This window comes from Bradyrhizobium sp. CB3481, assembly GCF_029714305.1.
Lineage (GTDB): Bacteria > Pseudomonadota > Alphaproteobacteria > Rhizobiales > Xanthobacteraceae > Bradyrhizobium.
Window position 1 is genome coordinate 2915572 of sequence record NZ_CP121647.1, and the last position, 23639, is coordinate 2939210.

Here is a 23639-nt window from a genome sequence, read left to right on the forward strand (position 1 = left end):
AGTCGTTCGGGAAGCTGCGCAGATTCTTCCCAATATCCCTTTGACAATCCTCCAACTTAGTTTTGGCGGCGTCAAGGGAAACCTCGACGCGGAATAGCGCTGAGACTGCGTGGGAACATGCCCATGGATTGATGCTTCGCAGCATCGCGGGGGGCTTCGGAAGGCCGCGCGGGACCCAAATCAAAAAATTCAATTGGTTTTCGCTATTGAGCAAACACGGTTCGCTCTTGGGCAAGTTTCCTATTTCGGGCCGGGATAGGAATAAGGACCAACAATGGAAGAAGTGGGCCGTTTCGGCGGAAACCCAAATCTCGTATCCTGGAGGAAACCACTATGCGCAAGGTGCTATCCGCGACCTGTCTTGGCGCTATGGCGGCATTCGCCGCGGGCGCCGCCTACGGCAATGACGAGCTGATCAAGATGTCGCAGAACCCGAAGGACTGGGTTCAGCCGGCCGGCGACTACGCCAATACGCGCTATTCGAAGCTTAATCAGATCAACGCGTCGAATGTCGGCAAGCTCCAGGTTGCCTGGACCTTCTCGACCGGCGTGCTGCGCGGCCACGAGGGCGGGCCGCTGATCATTGGCAACATGATGTACGTCCACACGCCGTTCCCAAACAAGGTCTATGCTCTTGACCTTTCGCAGGACAACAAGATCGTCTGGAAGTACGAGCCGAAGCAGGACCCGAACGTCATTCCAGTGATGTGCTGCGATACGGTGAACCGCGGCTTGGCCTATGGCGATGGCAAGATCTTCCTGCACCAGGCCGACACCACGCTGGTCGCGCTTGATGCCAAGACCGGGCAGGTGGCGTGGAGCACCAAGAACGGCGATCCGGGCAAGGGCGCAACCGGCACGTCCGCGCCGCTCGTCGTCAAGGACAAGGTCCTGATCGGCATTTCCGGCGGCGAATTCGGCGTGCAGTGCCACGTTACTGCCTATGACCTGAAGAGCGGCAAGCAAGTATGGCGCGCCTTCTCCGAAGGACCTGATGATCAGATCATGTTCGATCCCGAGAAGACCACCGAGCACGGCAAGCCGGTCGGAAAGGATTCCAGCGTCAAGACCTGGCAGGGCGACCAATGGAAGATCGGCGGCGGCTGCACGTGGGGCTGGATGTCCTACGATCCTTCGCTGAACCTCGTCTACTACGGGTCCGGCAATCCCTCGACCTGGAACCCGAAGCAGCGTCCGGGCGACAACAAGTGGTCGATGACCGTCTTCGCGCGCAATCCGGATACCGGCATGGCGCGCTGGGTCTATCAGATGACGCCCCATGACGAGTGGGACTATGACGGCGTCAACGAAATGATCCTGAGCGATCAGAACGTCAACGGCCAGGAGCGCAAGCTGCTGACCCATTTCGATCGCAACGGTTTGGCTTACACCATGGACCGTGCCACCGGCGAACTCCTTGTCGCCGAGAAGTACGATCCGAAGGTGAACTGGACCACTGGCGTCGACATGAACAAGAGCTCGCCGACCTATGGTCGTCCCAAGGTCGTCGATCAGTATTCGACGGAGAAGGGCGGCGAAGACAAGAACACCAAGGGGATCTGCCCGGCCGCGCTCGGCACCAAGGACGAGCAGCCGGCAGCCTATTCGCCGGACACCCAGTTGTTCTACGTGCCGACCAACCACGTCTGCATGGACTATGAGCCGTTCAAGGTGAGCTACACCGCGGGTCAGCCCTACGTCGGCGCGACACTCTCGATGTATCCACCTCAGGGCGAGAGTCACATGGGCAACTTCATTGCCTGGGACGGCAAGACCGGCAAGATCGTCTGGTCGAACAAGGAGCAGTTCTCGGTGTGGTCGGGAGCGCTCGCAACGGCTGGCGGCGTGGTGTTCTATGGAACGCTGGAAGGCTATCTGAAGGCAGTCGATGCCAAGACTGGCAAGGAACTTTACAAGTTCAAGACCCCGTCCGGCATCATCGGCAACGTCACGACCTATGAGCAGGGCGGCAAGCAGTATGTGGCCGTGCTGTCCGGCGTTGGCGGTTGGGCGGGCATCGGCCTTGCCGCAGGTCTGACCGATCCGACCGCGGGCCTCGGCGCCGTCGGTGGCTACGCCGCGCTGAGCAACTACACGGCACTCGGTGGCACGCTCACAGTGTTCGCGCTGCCGCAGTAAAGCAGGACCACCTCGTCCGGCGCGTGGCTCGCCACGCGCCGGTTGATCTAGATCTGTTATCGAGGATGAGCTCTTGCGTAAAATCTGGTTGATTGCAGCCACTCTCGTGCTCGTGGCGCCCGGAAGAATTGCCTTTGCGGAGGCGTCTGATCCGACCGCCGTGAAGTCCGAGGATGGCAAATATCTCGACAAGGAAGGCAACCCGACTTTCAAGGTCGCGGCCGACGGAACGGTCGATTGGTACACCTACTCCGGCTACCGCCGCTATCACTCCGAATGCCACGTCTGCCACGGGCCTGACGGGATGGGATCGACTTACGCGCCGGCGTTGCAGCAATCGCTGAAGACGATGAGTTACGGCGATTTCCTCGGGGTCGTCGCTAGCGGCCGCAAAAACGTCAACACCGCGCAAGAGAGCGTCATGCCGGCGTTTGGCGATAATCCGAATGTCGCCTGCTACATGGACGACCTCTACGTCTACCTGCGTGCCCGTGCCTATGACGCGGTCGGCCGCGTGCGGCCCGCCAAGCGTGAAGAGAAACCCGACGCCTATACTGAGGCGGAAAAAGCCTGCATGGGGGCCAAATGATCATGCCGAACATCCGGGGCGTGTATTTCGGTTCGTCCATGCATCGGCTTGAAAAGCAAATGTGGAGCCTACGATGAAGACCCGCGCTGCAGTCGCGTTCGAAGCGAAGAAACCTCTTGAGATCGTCGAACTCGATCTGGAAGGCCCGAAGGCTGGTGAGGTGCTCGTCGAGATAAAGGCGACCGGCATCTGCCACACCGACGCCTACACGCTCGATGGATTCGACAGTGAAGGAATCTTTCCATCGATCCTCGGTCATGAGGGCGCCGGCATCGTCCGCGAGGTCGGGCCAGGCGTAACCTCCGTGAAAGCCGGCGATCACGTGATTCCGCTCTACACCCCGGAATGCCGCCAGTGCAAAAGCTGCCTGAGCCAGAAGACGAATCTCTGCACCGCGATCCGCGCCACCCAGGGCAAGGGGCTGATGCCGGACGGCACCTCGCGCTTCAGCTACAAGGGCAAGCCGATCTACCACTACATGGGCTGCTCGACATTCTCGAACTTCACCGTGCTGCCGGAAATCGCGGTGGCGAAGATTCGCGAGGACGCGCCCTTCGACAAGAGCTGCTACATCGGTTGCGGGGTGACGACGGGGGTTGGCGCCGTCGTGAACACCGCCAAGGTGACACCGGGCGCCAATGTCGTCGTGTTCGGTCTCGGCGGCATCGGGCTCAACGTCATCCAGGGCGCCAAGATGGTGGGCGCCGACAAGATCGTCGGCGTCGACATCAACGATGCAAAGGAAGATTGGGGCCGCCGCTTCGGCATGACCCATTTCGTCAACCCGACGAAGGTCAGCGACATCGTCCAGCATCTGGTCGGGCTCACCGACGGTGGCGCGGACTACACGTTCGACTGCACCGGCAACACCAACGTGATGCGGCAGGCCCTCGAAGCCTGCCATCGCGGCTGGGGCGTCTCGGTCATCATCGGCGTCGCGGAGTCGGGCAAGGAGATCGCAACCCGCCCGTTCCAGCTCGTGACCGGCCGCGTCTGGAAGGGCACGGCGTTCGGCGGCGCGCGCGGCCGCACCGACGTGCCGAAGATCGTCGACTGGTACATGAACGGAAAAATCGAGATCGATCCGATGATCACGCATGTCCTCAAGCTGGAAGAGATTAACCAGGGGTTCGATCTCATGCACCAGGGCAAGTCGATCCGCTCGGTAGTCGTGTTCTGAATAAGGGAACGTCAAACACAAGGAGGATAGGCCCATGACTGTTCATATCCACCCATCGGTCGACAGCGGCGTCAAGCAGGGGTCTGGCAATTTCGCCGGCGGCACCCTTGTTTGCAAATGCACGGACAGGCCGGTCAAGGTCGCCATCAAGGGCGACGTTGCCCATAACCATGCTTGCGGCTGCACCAAATGCTGGAAGCCCTCGGGGGCGACCTTCTCCGTCGTCGCGGTCGTGCCGCGCGACAATGTGACGGTGATGGAGAATGGCGACAAGCTACAGGTCGTCGATCCCGCGGCGGTGATCCAGCGCTATGCCTGCAAGGCGTGCGGCACTCACATGTACGGCCGGATCGAGAACACCGGTCATCCCTTCTACGGTCTTGATTTCATCCATCCTGAACTATTCCAGGAAGGTGGATGGGCCGCACCAGGTTTCGCCGCCTTTGTGTCGTCCGTGCTGGAATCCGGCGTCCAGCCGGGCGAGATGGCTGGAATCCGGGCGAGGCTGAAGGAACTCGGGCTGGAGCCGTATGACTGCCTGTCGCCGCCATTGATGGACGCGATCTCGAGCCACGTGGCGAAGTCCAAGGCCAAAGCAGCCTAGCGAGGCTACTTGAACGACACAGCTTGAAGAGGGCGCGGAGCCGATCCTCCGCGCTTTCTTGCGCCGATGGCCCGCACCATCGGCGGAACTCGGCCATGGCCGACGGTGCGGTGCTGACCGCCTAAACAAAATATCGAAAACAACCCCATGCACAGTAGCCGTCAAGGGGCGGCATAGCAGGCGATCGACCAAACGCCAGTCGAACTCCAGCGGCTCTGCGCCATGACCGTCGCGCCATTGGCGGCATCGAAATCCGCTATAGTGCGCCCGTGTAGCCAAGCTATCCGGATCCAGTTGCTGCGCGTCCTTACTTGACCGATCGTCTGATTTTGCATGCTGCGCCGCGATGCGGCCGGCGCTGAGGGTGTTGACCCACCGCGCGGTTCCCTTCTATGGACGAGGTCGCCCGACTGCAGACTGTCCTCAGCAAAGGATTTCCACGATGCCCATCACCACGGACGCCACTTATATTCTGCCCGAGGATTCCGCTGGCGCCGCGCTGATGGGGCGGATCTGGCGTCCCGATCTGGCTGGCCCGTCGGTGGTGGCAATCCGCCAGGAGGGCGTTTTCGACGTCACCGATGAATTCCCGACCGCCAGCCAATTGGCGGCCGCCGCCGATCCGGCCAAGGCGCTCCGCGCGGCGCGCGGTGAGCGGGTCGGCGCGCTGCAGGATCTCCTGAACAACACGCCGCCGGACACCCGCGATCCGACCAAGCCATGGCTGCTGGCCCCGATCGACCTGCAGGTGATCAAGGCGGCCGGCGTCACATTCGCCGTGTCGATGCTGGAGCGCGTCATCGAGGAGCGGGCGCGCGGCAATCCCGATTCGGCGGAAGCGATCCGCGCCGAAGTGACGCGGATTGTCGGCACCGACCTGTCGCAGTTGAAGCCGGGCTCGGCCGAAGCACAGCATGTCAAGGACGTGCTGGTCTCCCAGAATGCCTGGAGCCAGTATCTCGAAGTCGGGATCGGTCCGGATGCCGAGGTGTTCACCAAGGCACCCGTTCTTTCCGCCGTCGGCACCTGCGTCGATGCGGGACTGCATCCAAAATCGACTTGGAATAATCCGGAGCCGGAGGTGGTGCTGGTGGTGACGAGCGACGGCCGTATCGTCGGCGCGACGCTCGGCAATGACGTCAATCTGCGCGACTTCGAGGGTCGCTCGGCGCTGCTGCTGTCCAAGGCCAAGGACAACAACGCCTCCTGCGCCATCGGGCCGTTCGTGCGGTTCTTCGATGAAGGCTTCACGCTCGACGACATCAGGAAGATGGAGATCACGCTGGAGGTGAAGGGGCCGGAAGGCTTTGTCCTGCACGGCGCATCCTCGCTGACCCAGATCAGCCGCGATCCCGCCGACATCGTCGGGCAGACCATCAACGAGAACCATCAATATCCCGATGGCTTCGTGTTGTTCCTCGGCACCATGTTCGCCCCGATCCAGGACCGTTTCGCGAAGGGGCAGGGCTTCACGCACGTCGAGAATGATCTGGTGACGGTCGCGACGCCGAAGCTCGGCCGGCTGACCAACCGCATGCGTCACAGCGGCGATTGCGAGCCCTGGAAGTTCGGCCTGACCGAGCTGTTCGCCGCCTTGATGCGCCGCAAGGGTGCCGGGCGATAAGCGGGAGGCGTTCCGAGCATGGCGAAAATCAGGATCGGCCTCGTCGGCTGCGGCTTCGTGTCCGAGCTGCACATGCACGCCTACCAGCGCGTTTACGGCGTGAATGTCGAAGTCCGGGCGGTCGCGGCGAGAGGCGATCATGTGGTCGAGTTCGCGCGCCGTCACCAGATCGCGACGGCGTATCGCAGCTTTGGTGACCTGATCGCCGACGCTGAGATCGACGTCATCGACATCTGCACGCCACCCAATCTGCACGCGTCGATGATCGTTGGCGCCATGCAGGCCGGCAAGCATGTGATCTGCGAAAAGCCGTTCGCCGGTTATTTCGGGCGCGATGGCGACATGGCGCCGATCGGCAAGCATGTGCCGAAGGCGTTGATGTACGAGCGGGTGCTGGAGGAGATGGAAGCAACCCGCGCGGCGATCGCAAAGACTGGCATGCTCTTCATGTATGCGGAGGATTGGATCTACGCGCCGGCGATCACCAAGACGGCCGAGATGCTGAGAGCCACCAAGGACAAGGTCCTGTTCATGAAGGGCGAGGAGAGCCACTCCGGCTCGCATGCGGCGCACGCCGCGCAATGGGCGATGACCGGCGGCGGCTCGCTGATCCGGATGGGATGCCATCCGCTTTCGGCCGTGCTCTATCTCAAGCAGGTCGAGGCCACGGCGCGCGGTGAGACGATTGGCGTTACCGGCGTCACCTGCGACGTCGGCAATGTGGCGGCGTGCCTGCGTCCGGATGAGCGCGGCGTCATCAAGTCAAACCCGGTCGACGTCGAAGACTGGGGCGTGCTGACGGTCACTTTCTCCGACGGCACCAAGGCGACGGTGTTTTCCGGCGACATGATCGCAGGCGGCGTGCGCAATCTGATCGAGACCTATACCAGCGGCGGCGCCCTGTTTGCCAACATCACGCCGAACACGCACATGATGAGCTATCAGACCAGCGAGGAGAAGCTCGCCAGCGTCTACATCACCGAGAAGGTCGACCGCAAAACCGGCTGGCAGTATGTCTGCCTCGAAGAGGAATGGACGCGCGGCTACACGCAGGAAATCCAGGACTTTATGGAATGCGTCGCCACGGGCCGGCAACCGCTTTCGGATCTGGCGCTGGCCTTCGAGACGATCAGGGTGAATTACGCGGGGTATTGGGCGGCGGAGGAGGGCAGGCGCGTTGCGCTGTGAGGGCGCTGTCGGTGGCCTCGTGGTTCGAGACGCGCGGCGTGGCCGCGCTCCTCACCATGAGGGTCTGGCAGCTTGCGCGATGGGAGACCTCATCCTGAGGAGCATCGCGAAAGCGATGCGTCTCGAAGGATGAAGCCTCGAACCGTAAGCCTAAGCCGCGTACACCGACGATTTCGGCAGCGGGAAGACCGGGTCCTGCGTCCTGATGCTGGTCGGCCAGACCACTGAAATATGCTCGCCGGCATTTTGCATCACGACGGGGGTCGAGCGCTCGTTCTGGCCGGAGAGCGGCGTGCCGGGCCGATAGAATTTTACGCCGTAGCCCTGGATGGTGCCGCCCACGGGGATATCGACGTCGAGCGCCGCCTTGCGGACCGCTTCGGGATCGAAGCCGCCGTATTTCTCCTTGGCGACGGGCAGCACGTTGTTGAGCAGGACCCAGGTCTGGTTGAAGCCCATCGAACAGTGCGGCGGCACATCCGTCGCGCTGGTCTTCTCCTTGTAACGCGCCACCATGGTCTTGGTGAGATCGCCGATGCCGGGCGCGAGCTTGGCAGGATCGAGCAGTTGTGCCGGCACCGGATCGATGTTGCAGAAATTGTCGATGTCGGCGGCGAAGGTTGCCCGCAGCTTGTCGAGCTGGCTGTAGCCCGCGCCGGCGCCGAACAGCATCTTGAACTTGAGGCCGTTCTCGCGAGCCTGGCGCAGGAACAGGGTGATGTCGGGATTGTATCCCGCATGCGAGATCACGTCGGCCCGTGCGCGCTTGATCTTGGTCACCAAGACCGAAAGGTCGGGCGCAGACGCCGAATAACCTTCCTTGAGCACGACCTGCAGCCCTGCCTCCTTGGCATAGGCTTCATCAGCGGCGGCAACGCCGACGCCGTAGGGACCGTCCTCGTGGATCAGCGCGACCTTGACCTCCTTCGGCTCCATGCCGAGCTTGGCCTTGGCGTGCTCGTTGAGGAAGCTCGCAAACGCCTGGCCGTACTGATCGGAATGAATCTGCGCGCGGAAGACGTATTGCAGGTTCTTGTCCTTGAACACGGCGGTCGAAACCGCGGTCGTGATCCAGAGGATCTTCTTCTGCTGCTCGACCTTGGCTGCGAGCGGTACGGCGTGCGAACTCGCATAGACGCCGTTGATGATATCGATCTTCTCCTGATCGATCAGGCGATTGGCTTCATTGATCGCAACGTCGGGCTTGCTCTGCGAGTCGGCGGCGACAGGAGCGACCTTGTACTTGCCGCCGATGCCGCCTTTTTCGTTGACGAGATCGATGGCAATCTGCGCGCCGATCGAGGAGGCGACCGATCCGCCGGCGGCAAAGGGGCCGGTCAGGTCGTAGATCAGGCCGATGCGTACCGTCTCGGCTTGCGCCTGCGCGCGTCTCCAATCGAGGGTGAAAGCGGCGGCGGCAGCCGCGGAAGTCTTCAGCAGCGTCCTGCGTGAAGTCGACATCGTGTTTCCTCCCACTGGTTTTTTATTATCGCCGGGACCGGTTCTGCCGGTTTTCGGTCAAGTATTTGGACAATGCGGAAGGAAGTCAACCAGCGCCGGGCTCACGGGGCGGCGGTGGAATGCGCTGCGAAGCAGGCAGGCCCATCAACTAAAGTCGGATGGCGCGCGGAAGCGCCACCCAATCGTCGCAACACGAAGAAAGCCGTGCGTGTGCCGGAGATTTCGCACGCCGCCTATCACGCGCCGGCGGCTGCGGCATGCTGCGCCGCCATTTCATTGTCGGCCGCGTTGATGCGCTGGTAGGCGGGGCGCGAGGTGATGCGCTCGGCATAGCGCACGAACACGTCCTTCTTCGGCACCAGGCCGAACGTTATCGTCCAGCTGAAGGCAACGCCCCAGAGAATGTCGGCCGCGGTGATGCGGTCGCCGAGCAGATAGGGGCCTTTGGAAAGCTGCGCCTCGAGCGCGCCGAGCATGGTCTCGTAGTCCGAATAGGGCGATTGCGTCACCGGAGCTGGCGGGTGATTCATGAACTTGTCGATCAGGGCCGGCTCAAAGGACGCGCCGTAATAGGCGATCCAGCGCAAATAAGGCCCGCGCCTGGGATCGTCGAGCGCCGGCGCCAGGCCGGCTCCGGGAAACAGGTCGGCGAGATAGATGTAGATCGCGACCTGCTCCGTCACCAGCGCCTCGCCATGGCGGATCGCCGGCACTTTGCCGAGCGGGTTGACAGCGAGATAGCCGGGCTGCCGCTGCTCGCCCGCCTTCATGTTGAGAACATGGAGATCGTAGGGGGCTCCCAGTTCTTCCAGCAACACCCGCGTGCCCGTGGCGCGTGTCTGGGGCGAATAATACAGGGTGATGCGGTCGGATTTGGTCATCGGCGGTCTCCTTAAGCTGCCTTCGGTCGGGCCCCTTCTATGCCAGCCCATACCTGACATCCTGTGTCAGGTATGGTTTAAGGGGCCATGCGCGCGAGCCGATTGCTTTCCATCCTCACCACCCTGCAGGCCCGGGGGCGGATCACCGCGCCCGAGCTGGCGGAAGCCTGCGAGGTATCGGTCCGCACCATCTATCGGGACATCGATGCGCTCGCGGCCGCCGGCATCCCTGTCTACGCGGACCGCGGCGCGGAAGGCGGCTACCGCCTGCTCGACGGCTACCGCGTGCGGCTGAACGGATTGTCGCCGCCGGAGGCCGAAGCGCTGTTCATGGCGGGACTGCCGGGCCCTGCCGCTGCGCTTGGTCTCGATGCGGCGATGATGGCGGCGCAGAACAAGGTGATGGCGGCGCTGCCGGCGAACTTGCGCGAAAACGCCGGGCGCATGCAGGAGCGTTTCTATCTCGACGCGCCAAGCTGGTTCGGCGAGGCCGAGGAGCCAGTGCATCTGCGCGCGATTGCGGGCGCGCTATTGCGCGAACGTCTCATCAAGATTCGCTATCGGAGCTGGCGGGCGGAAAAGCAGCGCCGCGTCGCACCGCTCGGCCTCGTGCTGAAAGGCGGCAGCTGGTATCTCGCCGGCAGTGTCGATGGCAGCGTGCGCACCTACCGTGTCGCGCGGATTCTGGATTGCAGCGTTCTGGATGAACCTTTCGTCCGCCCCACAGATTTCGATCTCGCCGCCTATTGGCAGGCCGCGACGCTGCGGCTCGAGGCCGAACTCCATCCGAGCACCGTCACCCTGCGGCTGTCACCGTTTGGCGTCAAACTGCTCAATGCCTTGAGCCCGCCTTATGTAAAGGCGCGCATGCGTATCGAAGACGCTCCCGATAGCGACGGCTGGCGCATCGCCGTGCTCCCGATCGGAAAGACCGTATGGCATGCGGCAACCGAGCTGCTGCGTTTCGGCGCCGAGGCGGAGGTGCTGGAGCCGGCCGAGCTGCGCGAGAAGATGGCGGAGATCGCGCAGGCGATGGCCGCGCGCTATCACGGTGGAAGGGCTGCTGGACCAGCGTCGGAGAGCCTCGCGCCGCCGATCGCATCGAGCTGACCGAAGCAGCCAAAAGCATGATGATTTTTGGCTAGATCGATTTGGCCGGAGACGGTGCTTCACCTCTCCCGCTTGCGGGGGAGGTCGGCGCGAAGCGCCGGGTGGGGGCTCTCTCCACTCGGGCAGTGTCGCGTGCGGAGACACCCCCACCCCAACCCTCCCCCGCAAGCGGGAGAGGGGGCGCACCTTCTTCGTGGTCGCAATCAAACCTAATTCCATCAAGTTCTAGCGCCGCAAAGCCGTCTCGGGAATGGCGCGGCGTACCACCTCGCGCATCGCAAAGCTGGAATGGATGCGCGCCACACCGGGCATGCGTGAAAGATGCTGCTTGTGGATGCGCTCGAAATCCGCGATGTCGCGGGCAATCACCTGCAAATGATAATCGTCGCTGCCCGACATCAGGTGGCAGGACACGACGTCGGGGCAGCGCGCGATGGCGGCTTCGAACGCGGCGAGGTAGTCCTCGCTCTGCTTTTCCAGCGTGATAGTGACGACAACGGTCGTGACCAGCCCGAGCGCGGTCGGTTCGAGATCGGCGCGATAGCCCCGGATGATCCCACTTTCCTCGAGCTGACGGATGCGGCGCGCGCAGGCCGTTGGCGATAGGCCGACCTTTTCGGCGAGCTCGATCTGGCTTGCCCGGGCGTCGGCGAGCAGCTCGCTTAGAATCCGTAAATCAATGCGATCCAGCTCGGTCACGCCATAAATCGCTAATTTGTGCGGCTATGGCGCAGAGTATATGCGCAAAATGCGGCCGGCAAGACGTAATTCGCAGAGAAGCGTTACTTGTTCAGACGTAGTTTATTCCTAGCCGGACAATCCGACAGAAGGAGCAAACCCATGCGGATCGGCGTGCCCAAGGAAATCAAGATCGAGGAATATCGCGTCGGTCTGACGCCGGCCTCGGTGCGGGAATATGTGACGCAGGGGCACGAGGTGATCGTCGAACAGGGCGCCGGGGCCGGCATCGGGGCAGGCGATGATGTCTACCGTTCGGCCGGCGCAGGGATCGTGGATACATCAGCGGAGATTTTTGCGACTGCCGACATGGTGGTCAAGGTCAAGGAGCCGCAGTCGGTGGAATGGCGCCAGCTCCGCGAGAACCAGATTCTTTTCACGTACCTGCATCTCGCACCGGATGCCCAGCAGACCAAGGGGCTCGCTGCATCCGGCTGCACCGCGGTTGCCTATGAGACGGTGACGGATGCCCATGGCGGGCTGCCTTTGCTGGCGCCGATGAGCGAAGTGGCGGGGCGGCTGGCGATCGAGGCGGCCGGCGCGGCGCTGCGGAAATCGGCCGACGGCATGGGCAAGCTGATCGGCGGCGTGCCGGGCGTCGCGCCGAGCCGGATTGCGGTGATCGGCGGCGGCGTGGTCGGCACGCATGCGGCGCGAATGGCGGCTGGCCTCGGCGCCGACATCCTCATCCTCGACCGCTCGCTGCCGCGGCTTCGTATTCTTGACGAGATGTTCCAGGGGCGCGTTCGCACCCGCTACGCGACGCTGGAGGCGATCGAGGAAGAGGTGATCGCGGCGGACGTCGTGATCGGCGCCGTGCTGGTGCCGGGCGCCAGCGCGCCAAAACTCGTCTCGCGCGCACAACTCGGCCGCATGAAACGCCGCGCTGTGCTGGTCGACGTTGCGATCGACCAGGGCGGCTGCTTCGAGACGTCGCGGCCGACCACGCATCAGGCGCCGACCTATCTCGTCGACGAGATCGTGCACTATTGCGTCGCTAACATGCCCGGTGCGGTGCCGGTGACGTCGAGCCATGCGCTCAACAATGCCACGCTGCCGTTCGGCCTCGCGCTGGCGGGGAAGGGCATCCGCGCGCTGATCGAGGATCCGCATCTACGCGCCGGCGTCAACGTCCACCGTGGACAGATCACCAATCGCGCGGTGGCCGACAGCCAGAATTTGCCTGCGGCGGAGCCTGAGACGATTCTGGCGGCTTGAAGATCAGACCTGACGGATCACCCGCTCCGCGCATTTCAGAAAATTGCGGACGAGCGGATTGAGCGAATCCCTCCGCCAGCAAACCGCGACGTCCATGGCATCGTCGGCATCGAGGAAGGGCCTGAACACGACGCCGGTCGGGGCGCCGAGCTGGGAGCACGCGGGAACGATCGCCATGCCTTCTCCGGCAAGGACGAGGCTGAGCGCCGAATGCACCGTCTCCACCCGGTTCGCGACGGGCATGCTGACCTGATGCCGCCTCAGGAGTGAGGTGACAACGGATGTCGCGGGGTCTTCGGCAGGCCAGGGCAGGCTGATCAGCGGACGGCCCTGCAGCTTCTTCACCGGCACCGCCGCCCCGCGCGCGAGTTGCGAACCGGCCGGCATCGCCAGCATCAACCGCTGCTTCCCGATCGTGGATACTTCGATCTCGCTGTGGCGAATGGCCGGCATGCACAGCGCAACCGTCACGCTGTGATCGAGCAGCCGCGCCTCGCGCGTCGAGGCGCTCAGTTCGATGAACTCAAGATCGACCTTGGGAAGGGACCTTCGCAGCTCTGGAACGAGCCTTGGCAATACGGCGTGGGCGAGCGCGAACATGTAGCCGACCGATAGTCTTCCATGGCGTCCCGCCGCCACCGCGCGGGCGGTCTCAAAACCCTCGGCCGCCAGCGCCAGCGCCTCGCGTGCGCGCGACAGCAAGGCGCGGCCGGCGGCGGTCAGCTCCATGCCCCGCGCCCCGCGGCGAAACAGCGAGGTGCCGACTTCCGCTTCCAGTTTGCGGATCTGCACCGACAGCGGCGGTTGCGCCATGCGCAGACGTACGGCCGCCTGGGCGACGCTGCGCTCTTCGGCGACGGCAACGAAATAGCGGAGACGCCGGAGGTCCATTTTTGCTATACCGATCTCGTATAGCTCGGTTGTGCGATGGTATTGGACGGAAAGTCAATCCGAATGTCATCCTCCCGTCGTCGACGCCACCTCGGAGCTTGAGGCCCATGACTGACGAACTGTGCTTTCTGCCGGCCAGCGAGCTCCGCACACGGATCGCCCGCAAGCAGGTTTCGCCGGTCGAGATTATCAATGCCGTGCTGGCGCGCGCCGAGCGGCTGCAGGGCGAATTGAACTGCTTCATCACGCTGTGCGGCGATGAGGCGATGGCCGAGGCGAGGAAGGCGGAGCAGGAGGTTATGGCCGGCGGGCCGCTGCCGCTTCTGCACGGCATTCCCTACACCGTGAAGGATCTCGTCAACACCAGGGGTGTGCGAACGACGTTCGGCGCGGTGCCCTACAAGGACAACGTTCCTGACCATGATGCGGTCGCGGTGGCGCGAATGCGGGCAGCCGGTGTCATCCTGATAGGCAAGACCACGACGCCGGAGTTCGGCACCAAGTGCCTGACGGATTCGCCGCTGTTCGGCCGCACGCGCAATGCCTGGAATGCGACACGCTCCAGCGGTGGTTCGAGCGGAGGTGCGGCGGTTGCGGTTGCCAGCGGCATCGCGCCGCTGGCCATCGCAACCGATGGCGGTGGCTCGACGCGGATTCCGGCCGCTTGCAACGGCGTGGTCGGGTTGAAGCAAAGCAACGGCGTCATTCCGCACAGCCAGGTGCAGGATGCGTTCGGCAATCAGACCTATGTGACTCCGACAACGCGCACCGTCGCGGACACCGCCTTGATGATGCAGGCGATGTCGGGAGAGGACGCTTCCGATCCGTGGTCGATCGGAGTCCCGCCCGGGAATTTTGTCGAGGGATCGGCGCCGAACGGCGACCTGCGCGGGCGCAAAATTGCGTTCTGCCTCGCGCCGCTGGGACGGCCGGTCGCGGCCGATGTCGCCGCCGCATTCAAGGTCGCGCTGACCAGGCTGGAAGCGCTCGGGGCCGAAATCGAGGAAATGTCCGCCGAAGGATTTGAGATCGAGCCGATTTGGCGCGCCATCAACCACACCGCCTGGCGTGCGCGGTTCGAGAAGCTTGCGGCCGATCATGGCGAGGTGCTCAGCGAGACCTTCATGAAGCAACTGGCGCTGGCGACCAAGGTCAGCGGTGTTGACTATCAGCAGGCGATGTTTGACCGTACCGCGCTGTTCCGGCGGATTCAGACATTGCTGCAGAGGTTCGACATTCTCGCGATGCCTGCCATCACCCGCACCGCGCTTCCGATCGATCAGGACCTGTTCGGCACGATCGAAATCGACGGCCGGGTGTTCAGTGACGTGCGGCCGAGCTGGTTTCCCTGGACCATGCCGTTCAACATGACCGGCCATCCTGCGGTCAGTCTGCCCTGCGGCTTTGGCGCTGATGGCCTGCCGGTTGCGATCCAGCTGGTCGGGAAATTCCGCGGGGACGTCGAATTGCTGCGGGTCAGTGCGCTGTTCGAGGCCTCGCAAGATATTCTCGGCCGTTGGCCGAATTTCGCCTGATATTGCAGATGTGGCTGTTGCCAGCTTGAAAGGATCAGGGACTTGAGCGTCTTCATCTTGCGCCGCTTTCTGACGCTGATCGCGACGCTCTTCGGCGCGTCGCTGATCATCTTCCTGGTGCTGGATGCCTTGCCCGGCAATGCCGCGCAGATGCTGATGGGCGCCGACGCCTCGCCCGACGCCGTCCGCGCGATGACGATCAAGCTCGGGCTCGATCAGCCGCTCTATTATCGCTACTTCCACTGGATCGCGGGCATGCTGACAGGCGATCTCGGCAACAGCTATGTCTATGGCACGCCTGTTGCAGCATTGATCGCGGAGCGTCTTACGCTGACAATTCCTCTGGCGATCATGTCCATGTCCATGACGGTCGTGCTGGCGCTTGCGGCCGGCATCTATACGGCGGCAAACCACAACAAGCTCGGCGATGTCGGCGTGATGTCGCTGACGCAGTTCGGCATCGCTCTTCCGAACTTCTGGTTCGCCATCCTGCTGATCCTGCTGTTTGCGGTGAAGCTGCAATGGCTCTCGGCCGGCGGATTTGCGGGATGGGACGACAGCATCATCGCCGGAATCAAGTCGCTGCTGCTCCCGGCGATCTCGCTGTCGGTGGTGCAGGCGGCGATCCTGGCGCGCGTCACGCGCTCGGCGGTGCTGGAGGTGCTGCGCGAGGATTTCGTGCGCACGGCGCGCGCCAAGGGCCTCAGCAAGCGCGACGTGTTATGGCGGCACGTGCTGCGCAATGCGATGATTCCCGTCATGACGATCATGGGCCTGCAATTCGCCAATCTTCTGGCAGGCACGATCGTGATCGAGAACGTGTTCTATCTGCCGGGGCTTGGCCGGCTGATCTTCCAGTCGATCGCCAACCGCGATCTGATCGTGGTGCGCAACTGTGTGATGCTGCTTGCAGGCATCGTCGTCATCGTCAATTTCGTGGTCGACGTGCTCTATGCGTTCATCGATCCGCGCATCAAGGTGCATAACCTATGAGCACCCCGAGCGTTCCGATCGATGGTGGTACGGTTACCGTGGGTTCGCGGCCTGCGACCGGCTTCTGGCGCCGTGCGCTGCGCCATCGCAGCTTTGTCGTTGGCGGCACCCTCAGCATGATGGTGCTGTGCGCCGCCTTGCTGTCGCTGGTCTGGACGCCGTGGTCGGCCTATGAGATCGACATGACCGCCAAGCTCAAGCCGCCATCGGCCGCGCACTGGCTCGGCACCGATGTGCTGGGCCGCGATATCGTCTCGCTGCTGCTGGTCGGCGCTCGCTCCACCATCATGGTCGGCGTCATCGCCGTCAGCATCGGCCTTACCTTCGGGGTGTGCCTCGGGCTGATCGCCGCGGCGCGCAAGGGCTGGACCGAAGAGCTCATCATGCGGATGAGCGACTTCACCTTCGCATTTCCGGCCGTGCTCTCTGCGATCATGCTAGCGGCCGTCGCCGGGCCGGGCATGGTGACCTCGATCATCGCGATCGGCATTTTCCAGATTCCGACCCTGGTGCGGCTGACCCGTGGCTCCGCGAATGCGATCTGGGCGCGGGAATTCGTGCTGGCCGCGCGCGCCTCGGGCAAGGGCGGTTTTCGCATCACCATCGAGCATGTGCTGCCGAATGTGCTGCCGATCCTGATCGTGCAGGCGACGATCCAGTTCGCGCTCGCCATCCTCGCCGAGGCGGCGCTGTCCTATCTCGGGCTCGGCACGCAGCCGCCGCAGCCGTCCTGGGGGCGCATGCTGAATGACGCGCAGACGCTGCTGTTCCAGTCGCCGATGCTCGCGGTCTACCCGGGTGCTGCGATTGCGGTCGCCGTGCTTGGCCTCAATCTGCTCGGCGACGGGTTGCGCGATCTGCTCGATCCCCGGCTGGCGCGGGAGCGTTGAACATGAGCGGATCGACCAACGCCCCCTTGATCGAAGTCAGCGATCTCGGTGTCAGGCTCAACACCAGCCGCGGTCCCGCTCAGGCCGTTCGCGGCGTCAGCTTCTCGCTGAAGTGCGGCGAGACGCTCGGGCTCGTCGGCGAGTCCGGCTGCGGCAAGTCCGTCACCGCGCTGGCGCTGATGGGCCTGTTGCCCGACAGCGCCGTCGTCAGCGGCAGCATTCGCCTCGACGGCAGCGAACTGGTGGGCCTGTCCGATGCGAGTTATTGCAAGTTGCGCGGCAACCGCATCAGCATGATCTTCCAGGAGCCGATGACGGCGCTCAACCCGATGCACACGATCGGCCGCCAGGTGGCCGAGCCGCTGCGGCGCCACACCAATTGCTCGGCGGGAGAAGCGCGCAAGGAAGCCATTGCCTTACTCGATCGTGTTGGGCTTCCCGATGCGGCGAAACGGGTCGATGCCTATCCGCATCAATTCTCCGGCGGCCAGCGCCAGCGCATCACCATTGCCATGGCGCTAGCCTGCCAACCTGACGTCTTGATCGCCGACGAGCCGACCACGGCGCTCGACGTCACCATCCAGGGTCAGATCCTCGACCTGATCGCCGATCTCGTTGCCGAGCGCGGCATGTCGATGATCCTGATCTCGCACGATCTCGGCGTGATCGCCGAGAATGTGCAGCGCATGATGGTGATGTATGGCGGCACCGTTGTCGAAAGTGGCGCAACCCATGCCGTGTTCACGCGGATGGGGCATCCATATACGCAAGGCCTGTTCCGCGCCCGGCCGCGCCTTGGCGCGCGCAAGGGTACCAGGCTGCAGACCATCGCCGGCACTGTGCCCGAATTGGCCGATCTGCCTGCGGGATGCACCTTCGCCGACCGCTGCGCGATCGTCGAGGACCGCTGTCGCGCAGCGCTGCCGGCCGCAGTCGACGTCGGCGGCGGCCATGGCGTGCGTTGTATCCGCACGGATGTTTCAATGGCCGAACGAGTCGGAGCGGTGGGAGCATGACCATGCTGGACGAGGGGCTGGCGGCCATGGAGCAGCCGCTGCTCGATGTCAGGGATCTGGAGCAACGTTACACGCTGCCGCGCGAAAGCATGTTCAAGCCGGCGGCGCAGGTGCATGCACTCAACGGCGTCACCGCGCAGGTGATGGCTGGCAAGAGCCTCGGCGTGGTCGGGGAGTCCGGCTCGGGGAAATCGACCTTCGCACGGCTGGTGATGGCGCTGGAACGGCCGTCGTCAGGCTCGGTGTCGCTGATGGGGCGCGACCTCAACCGGCTGCCGGCCGATGAGCTTCGCCGCGCCCGGCGGGATTTCCAGATGGTGTTTCAGGACCCCTATGGATCGCTGGACCCGCGGCAGACCATTGCGCGCATCGTCGCCGAGCCGTTGACCGCGCTCGGGCGCATGGACGGCGCCGCGCTGCGGGAGCGCGTTTCCGGCGTGCTAAGGCAGGTAGGTCTGCGTGACGCCGACATGGACAAGTTTCCGCATGAATTCTCCGGCGGCCAGCGCCAGCGCATCGCGATCGCGCGGGCGCTGATTACCCAGCCGAAGCTGATCGTCGCCGATGAGCCGGTCAGCGCGCTCGATGTTTCGGTGCAAGCGCAGGTGCTCAATCTGCTGCAGGACCTGCAGGATGAGTTCGGGCTGAGCTACATCCTGATCAGCCATGATCTCGCGGTAGTCGATTATCTCTGCGACGAGATCGCGGTGATGTATCTCGGCCGGATCGTCGAGCAGGGGACCCCCGAGGACCTGTTCGCGCATTGCGCCCACCCCTATACAAGGGCGCTGCTCGAGGCGGTGCCGCGCGCCCGCGCCGGCGGGGTGCGTCGCCGCCGCGGCGCCCAGCAGATCGCCTCCCAGTCGACCGGCGCGACCGGATGCGCCTACGCCTCGCGCTGTCCGCTGGCCGACCAGCATTGCCGCGACAGTGCGCCCGCGCTACGGAGCGTCGGCCCGGCGCACCTTGCCGCCTGCCACTACGCTGAGGCGGTGATGGAGCTGCCGCCGGTGGTGGCAGAGGAATAGCCTTTTGGACGGGACTGCACTAGCTTGCTTGAGATAGGTCGCGGGAGCTGGACATGCTGAAGAAACTGACCATTGTCGCGGTGGCCGCTGCGTTCGCTGCGGCGCCGCTGCCGAGCCTGGCGCAGGGCAAGAAGGACAGCGTCGTCATGGGCATGACGCTGGAGCCGCCGGGCCTCGATCCGACCAATGCGGCGGCTGCGGCGATCGCCGAGGTCACGCTCTATAACATCTATGAGCCGCTGACCAAGATCAACGAGGACGGTTCGGTGTCGCCGTTGCTCGCCGAGAGCTGGCAGGCCTCGCCCGATCTGAAGACCTATACGTTCAAGCTGCGCAAGGGCGTCAAATTCCACAATGGCGAGCCGTTCGATTCCGCCGCGGTCAAGTTCTCTTATGAGCGCAACGCGGCGCCGACCTCGACCAACAAGGACAAGAGCCTGTATCAGGCGTTCGAGTCCGTCTCGACGCCGGATCCGGAGACGGTCGTCGTTAGCGTGAAATATTCCGAGCCGAACCTGCCGTTCCTGCTCGGGCAGGCGGGCGGCTCGATCGTCGAGCCGAAGAGCGCACCGACCAATGTGACGCAGCCGGTCGGCACCGGACCTTATACGCTGGGCGGCTGGGCCAAGGGGTCGTCGATCACGCTGAACAAATGGCCCAACTATCGCAACGCCGCTGCGATCAAGCTTTCCAAGGTGACCATCCGCTTCATCGGCGATCCGGCCGCACAGGTCGCGGCGCTGCTGTCCGGTGATATCGACGTGTTTCCGCGGGCCGCGGTGCAGCGTAGCGTGGCGCAGCTCAAGGCCGATCCGCGCTTCAGCGTGCTGATCGGCGGCTCCAGGGCCAAGACGATCGTCGGCATCAACCAGCGCAAGAAGCCGCTCGACGATGTCAGGGTTCGCCGGGCCATCCTTGCCGCCATCGATCGCAAGGCGATGATCGACGGCGCCGTCGACGGTTTTGGCACCCCGATCGGCAGCTTCTATACGCCGGGATCGCTCGGCTATGTCGATACCACCGGCATCAATCCGTTTGACCCCGAGAAGGCCAAGAAGCTGCTCGCGGAAGCCGGCGTCAAGACGCCGCTCGAGCTCAGCCTCAAGCTGCCGCCGCCGCCTTACGCGCGGCAGGGCGGCGAAGTCCTCGCGGCCATGCTCGCCAAGGTCGGAATCATCGCCAAGATCGAGAACGTCGAATGGGCGCAGTGGCTGTCGCAGGTTTTTGCCGGCAACGGTCCGCACAATTTTGACCTCACGATCGTCTCGCATGTCGAGCCGTTCGATCTCGTGAAGATAACCGAGAGCGACTATTATCTCGGCTATAACAACGAAGCCTTCAACGCGCTCTACAAGCAGATCACCGCAACGCCCGCGGAGGCCGAGCGCGCCAAGCTGCTCGGCGATGCCCAGCGTATGCTGGCAACCGACGCCGTCGCCGGCTTCCTGTTCCAGCCGCAGTGGATCACCGTTGCGGCCAAGAAGCTGAAGGGCGTGTGGAAGGAAGTCCCGCAGTTCGAGAACGACTTTTCGGCCTGGTCCTGGGAGTAGGCGCAGAGCGGGCGGCGGCATCCCGGCCGCCCGCGATTTCGAAGACGCCTGCAGCAACTCTGCAATTCAACGAGCCTTAGCAATCAACCAGCGCCGCCCGTGGCGTCTGCGGGCGCATGTTTGTGACAAGATTGCTGCGTTCTCAGGGCAGGTGCGGCAAACAGATGTCGCTTGCATAGCAAGTGGAGTGCTCCTCAGGCTTCGACCGGACGTTTTTTGAAGATTCAATTTCTGCGCTCGTTGCCGGATCGCTGCAATTCATAATCTCGCCAGATTGGCGTACCAGTTGTCTACCGACAAAAACCAGTTGTTTGGCGACGAAAACGCCAACTCGGGAAGGCCGCAGTCTCTGGCTGTTCAACTGTCGTTCGGCGGGTCGGCTGTTTGTCAGGGAAGAAGTCATGTGGTCGCGCAGCCTGCTGGTCCAGAATCTGTTGGTCCCAAAAAAGGCGAAGCCACCTGACAGCGATGCCGACCGTGCTGATGCTGAGCGGCCAGTCTCTTCCGAGATGCAGTCGCCGCCAAGCGGCAACTTCGAACAGGCGCTTGTCAATGCCGTCCTGACTGGAGAGGCTGGTGCGGCCGGCAAATTTCTCGAACACGTGTCGACGACGCTGTGGTCGATCGTCGTGAAGCTGGCGGGCAATGGCGCCGACGGGGAGGCTGCATTCCTTCACATCGTCGCCGCGCTGAAGGCCGATGATTACGCGAGGCTGCGGGGCTTCGACGGACGCTCACGGCTTACGACGTATCTGTCGCTTGTCGCCCGTGATGTTCTCGCCGACCAGTTGGCGGGACAATTCAGCAGCAGGCCGCACGAGGCGTGGGAACGATTCTCGCGCTACTTCGAAACTGACATTCGAAGCCGGATCGGCAGGCAATTGCCGAGCAGGCTCGGGAGAGCCGGCCGCGAGGACGCCTATCAGGAGGTATGCCTCAAGCTGATCGAGAATGATTTTCGCCGCATCCGCTCATACGGCGGCCGCGGCAGCTTCACCGGCTACATCCTGACCGTGGTCGATCGTGTCCTGATCGATCTCGTGCGGCGTGAAACGCCGCGACGGCGCCTGCCGGCGGCGATTGTCCGTTCGGCACCGATCGACCAGGCGATCTATACGGCCGTGGTGTGGGAGGGCTGTCCGTTGGACGCCGATCGGCTCGCCGCCGCGCTGCGCGGCAGGCTGGCGCAAGATCCGACAGTCGCTGACGTCACCGAGTCGGTCGCGCGGCTTGCCGGTATCGTGAGGCTGGAACGTGCGTCACCGACTACCGAGGCCACCTCGCTCGATACACTGCTTGGCGAAGCTGGCGGCCTTTCGATCGCCGATTCCTCGCCAACGCCTGAAGACCACCTGTTACTCTTCGAGGAGGAGCAGCGCCGCGCAACCCTCGTCGCCGCCGTCAATGCGGCCGCGGAGAAGCTTCCGACCGATGAGCGATTATACCTCCAGATCGTATTTTCAGCGAATGAGCCGTTGCCGGCGCGCGGCATCGCGAGGCTGATGGGGTGTCCGGTCGAGGAAGTCTATCGTTTGAAACAGCGTACCCAAAGGTGGTTGAAAGAAATCACGGTGCAATTGGAAAAAAATGCCAATATGTCCGTCTGAACAGGGGTACTGGAATTCTGCCCGATGATCGAACGCCTCAGTCACGAACCGGCGTCTGTGCCTGCCGAGGACGATGACCGTTCCGATCGGCTGCAAGCGCTCGAGCTGCTTCGCGCGCAACTGTCGCGGACCATCTCCGAGGGTCTGGGGCAGGGTTCCGTTGCGGCTCAATGGGGCGAGATCGACAATGCGCAGATTGCTGCGTTTCTCGACGGTTCCTTATCGCGGGCGGAGTGGGAGGCGGTCGCCGCAAGACTTGTCAGCGATCCGGTGGCCCGTGCGGAGCTGGCGGCCGCGGTGGCATTGCTCGACGAAACGCAGGCGCAACCCAGGGCAGCTCCGGCTGATTTGGTGGAGCGGGCGGCTGGCGTTCTTGGGGCGTCGGAACAAGCGCAGCCACATGCTTCGGCTGCGGCGGTCACTTCAGTTGCCTGGTACCGGCGTTCGATGGCATGGCCCGGCTTCGCTCTTGCTGCTCTGGCTATCATCGCGGTCCCGGCTGTCTTGAAGATGGCTGGAGACGGCACGCCGACCGCGATCAAGCCAGGCGACCCAGGTGACACATTCAGCCGGGGGATCGTGGCGGCCCCGTCCAGCCCTGCCAAGAAGAAAGATGCCCAGTCGTGCAATGACGCGGAGCAGGCCAGGAAGCCCGCAGCCGACAACGCGGGGAATGATCGTCGCGCGACCGCGGTGGGGCCGGCCGAACACAATGATTCATGTGGGCCGAAGCCGGCAGCAGCCGGCAAGAATGAGCGCGCCGCTCCCGCAGGTTCGAACTGATCTGAATGCGATGCTCAAGTCGTTCGCGCTGCATTCCGGCTGCGCGCGGTGCATCGCATTCCAATCACGAGAACGAGCCAAGCGAAGCGCCAAAATAGTTGGCGACCAAAAGTGAAATCCTGTCCGTCTGCTCCAATGTTGTCATCCAACTCTCACGCTGCAAAGGAGCAAGAGATAATGCGTTACACAATGACGAAGGCTGCGATCGGATCAAACTCGAGCACGCGCAGGGCGTTGCTTCTCTTGCATCTGACGGCAGCCGCTCTGCTCGCGATGGCCGTCGCCGGACCTGCGCGTGCGCAGAGCACGGGCATCGCCGCCTGCGACGAATTCCTGCAGAAGTATGATACTTGCGTTACCTCGAAGCTTCCGGAAGCGCAGCGCGCGACCTACAAGGCACAGCTCGACCAGACACGGAAGATGTGGGTCGACATGGCCAAGAATCCATCGGCGAAGTCGACGATGGAAGGGACGTGCAAGCAGACGATGGACGCGATCAAGACCTCGCTGCAAAGCTTCGGCTGCTCGTTCTGATGTAGCCGCACGGGCGGAACGTTGCGCAGTCATCTTCCGCGGACGCACACGTCAAAGCGAAGAGACTGCGCTCAATTTGA

General features: G+C 63.4%; 21 protein-coding genes. 17 read left to right on the forward strand and 4 right to left on the reverse strand.

Annotated features, from left to right (window positions below):
• The first annotated feature begins 333 nt into the window (after positions 1-333).
• The 6 genes from xoxF5 to QA643_RS13890 all read left to right on the forward strand — a co-directional run bounded on the left by xoxF5 (position 334) and on the right by QA643_RS13890 (position 7324).
• Positions 334-2139 (forward strand): lanthanide-dependent methanol dehydrogenase XoxF5, encoded by a 1806-nt coding sequence (xoxF5, locus tag QA643_RS13865; RefSeq protein WP_283033717.1) that lies wholly within the window; start codon positions 334-336, stop codon positions 2137-2139.
• Between the two features lie 73 nt (positions 2140-2212).
• Positions 2213-2728, forward strand: coding sequence for a c-type cytochrome, methanol metabolism-related (locus tag QA643_RS13870; RefSeq protein WP_283033718.1), 516 nt, complete (start codon positions 2213-2215; stop codon positions 2726-2728).
• Between the two features lie 73 nt (positions 2729-2801).
• Entirely contained in the window at positions 2802-3908 is a 1107-nt protein-coding gene (locus QA643_RS13875) for an S-(hydroxymethyl)glutathione dehydrogenase/class III alcohol dehydrogenase (protein WP_283033719.1), read from the forward strand.
• Between the two features lie 34 nt (positions 3909-3942).
• Positions 3943-4512, forward strand: a complete 570-nt coding sequence (gene gfa / locus QA643_RS13880) for an S-(hydroxymethyl)glutathione synthase (protein WP_283033720.1) — start codon at positions 3943-3945, stop codon at positions 4510-4512.
• A 442-nt stretch (positions 4513-4954) separates the two neighbouring features.
• The gene (locus QA643_RS13885; protein ID WP_283033721.1) at positions 4955-6136 is read left to right on the forward strand and encodes a fumarylacetoacetate hydrolase family protein; all 1182 of its coding nucleotides are present in this window, start codon (positions 4955-4957) and stop codon (positions 6134-6136) included.
• Between the two features lie 18 nt (positions 6137-6154).
• Entirely contained in the window at positions 6155-7324 is a 1170-nt protein-coding gene (locus QA643_RS13890) for a Gfo/Idh/MocA family oxidoreductase (RefSeq protein ID WP_283033722.1), read from the forward strand.
• Positions 7325-7474: 150 nt separating this feature from the next.
• Here the strand turns inward: QA643_RS13890 and QA643_RS13895 are convergent, their stop codons facing one another.
• A complete protein-coding gene (locus QA643_RS13895) occupies positions 7475-8785 on the reverse strand; it encodes an ABC transporter substrate-binding protein (RefSeq protein WP_283033723.1) in 1311 nt (436 codons plus the stop codon).
• 236 nt (positions 8786-9021) lie between these two features.
• Entirely contained in the window at positions 9022-9666 is a 645-nt protein-coding gene (locus tag QA643_RS13900) for a glutathione S-transferase family protein (RefSeq protein WP_283033724.1), read from the reverse strand.
• Positions 9667-9753: 87 nt separating this feature from the next.
• On the opposite strand from QA643_RS13900, the gene QA643_RS13905 reads away from it, so the two are divergent.
• Positions 9754-10776, forward strand: coding sequence for a YafY family protein (locus QA643_RS13905; RefSeq protein ID WP_283033725.1), 1023 nt, complete (start codon positions 9754-9756; stop codon positions 10774-10776).
• A gap of 225 nt (positions 10777-11001) precedes the next feature.
• Here the strand turns inward: QA643_RS13905 and QA643_RS13910 are convergent, their stop codons facing one another.
• Entirely contained in the window at positions 11002-11475 is a 474-nt protein-coding gene (locus QA643_RS13910; RefSeq protein WP_283033726.1) for an Lrp/AsnC family transcriptional regulator, read from the reverse strand.
• A 141-nt stretch (positions 11476-11616) separates the two neighbouring features.
• Between QA643_RS13910 and ald the strand changes: the two genes are divergently transcribed.
• Complete coding sequence (ald, locus tag QA643_RS13915) at positions 11617-12732, forward strand: alanine dehydrogenase (RefSeq protein ID WP_283033727.1); 1116 nt, start codon at positions 11617-11619, stop codon at positions 12730-12732.
• Positions 12733-12735: 3 nt separating this feature from the next.
• Here the strand turns inward: ald and QA643_RS13920 are convergent, their stop codons facing one another.
• A complete protein-coding gene (locus QA643_RS13920) occupies positions 12736-13623 on the reverse strand; it encodes a LysR family transcriptional regulator (protein ID WP_283033728.1) in 888 nt (295 codons plus the stop codon).
• Between the two features lie 107 nt (positions 13624-13730).
• On the opposite strand from QA643_RS13920, the gene QA643_RS13925 reads away from it, so the two are divergent.
• The 9 genes from QA643_RS13925 (at position 13731) to QA643_RS13965 (ending at position 23559) form a co-directional block, all read left to right on the forward strand.
• Positions 13731-15158, forward strand: coding sequence for an amidase (locus QA643_RS13925; RefSeq protein WP_283033729.1), 1428 nt, complete (start codon positions 13731-13733; stop codon positions 15156-15158).
• 42 nt (positions 15159-15200) lie between these two features.
• Positions 15201-16151, forward strand: a complete 951-nt coding sequence (locus QA643_RS13930) for an ABC transporter permease (protein ID WP_283033730.1) — start codon at positions 15201-15203, stop codon at positions 16149-16151.
• Positions 16148-17041 carry an ABC transporter permease gene (locus QA643_RS13935; protein ID WP_283033731.1) on the forward strand — a complete coding sequence of 298 codons (894 nt, stop codon included), beginning with the start codon at positions 16148-16150 and terminating at the stop codon, positions 17039-17041. The genes QA643_RS13930 and QA643_RS13935 overlap by 4 nt, the downstream gene beginning before the upstream one ends.
• 2 nt (positions 17042-17043) lie before the next feature.
• Complete coding sequence (locus tag QA643_RS13940) at positions 17044-18057, forward strand: ABC transporter ATP-binding protein (RefSeq protein WP_283033732.1); 1014 nt, start codon at positions 17044-17046, stop codon at positions 18055-18057.
• Positions 18058-18059: 2 nt separating this feature from the next.
• Positions 18060-19085: an oligopeptide/dipeptide ABC transporter ATP-binding protein gene (locus QA643_RS13945; RefSeq protein ID WP_283034799.1), complete on the forward strand. Its 1026-nt coding sequence runs from the start codon at positions 18060-18062 to the stop codon at positions 19083-19085.
• Between the two features lie 53 nt (positions 19086-19138).
• Entirely contained in the window at positions 19139-20635 is a 1497-nt protein-coding gene (locus QA643_RS13950; RefSeq protein ID WP_283033733.1) for an ABC transporter substrate-binding protein, read from the forward strand.
• Between the two features lie 182 nt (positions 20636-20817).
• Positions 20818-22242, forward strand: coding sequence for a sigma-70 family RNA polymerase sigma factor (locus QA643_RS13955; protein ID WP_283033734.1), 1425 nt, complete (start codon positions 20818-20820; stop codon positions 22240-22242).
• Positions 22243-22266: 24 nt separating this feature from the next.
• Positions 22267-23025, forward strand: coding sequence for a hypothetical protein (locus QA643_RS13960; RefSeq protein ID WP_283033735.1), 759 nt, complete (start codon positions 22267-22269; stop codon positions 23023-23025).
• Positions 23026-23202: 177 nt separating this feature from the next.
• A complete protein-coding gene (locus QA643_RS13965; RefSeq protein ID WP_283033736.1) occupies positions 23203-23559 on the forward strand; it encodes a hypothetical protein in 357 nt (118 codons plus the stop codon).
• Positions 23560-23639 lie beyond the last annotated feature (80 nt).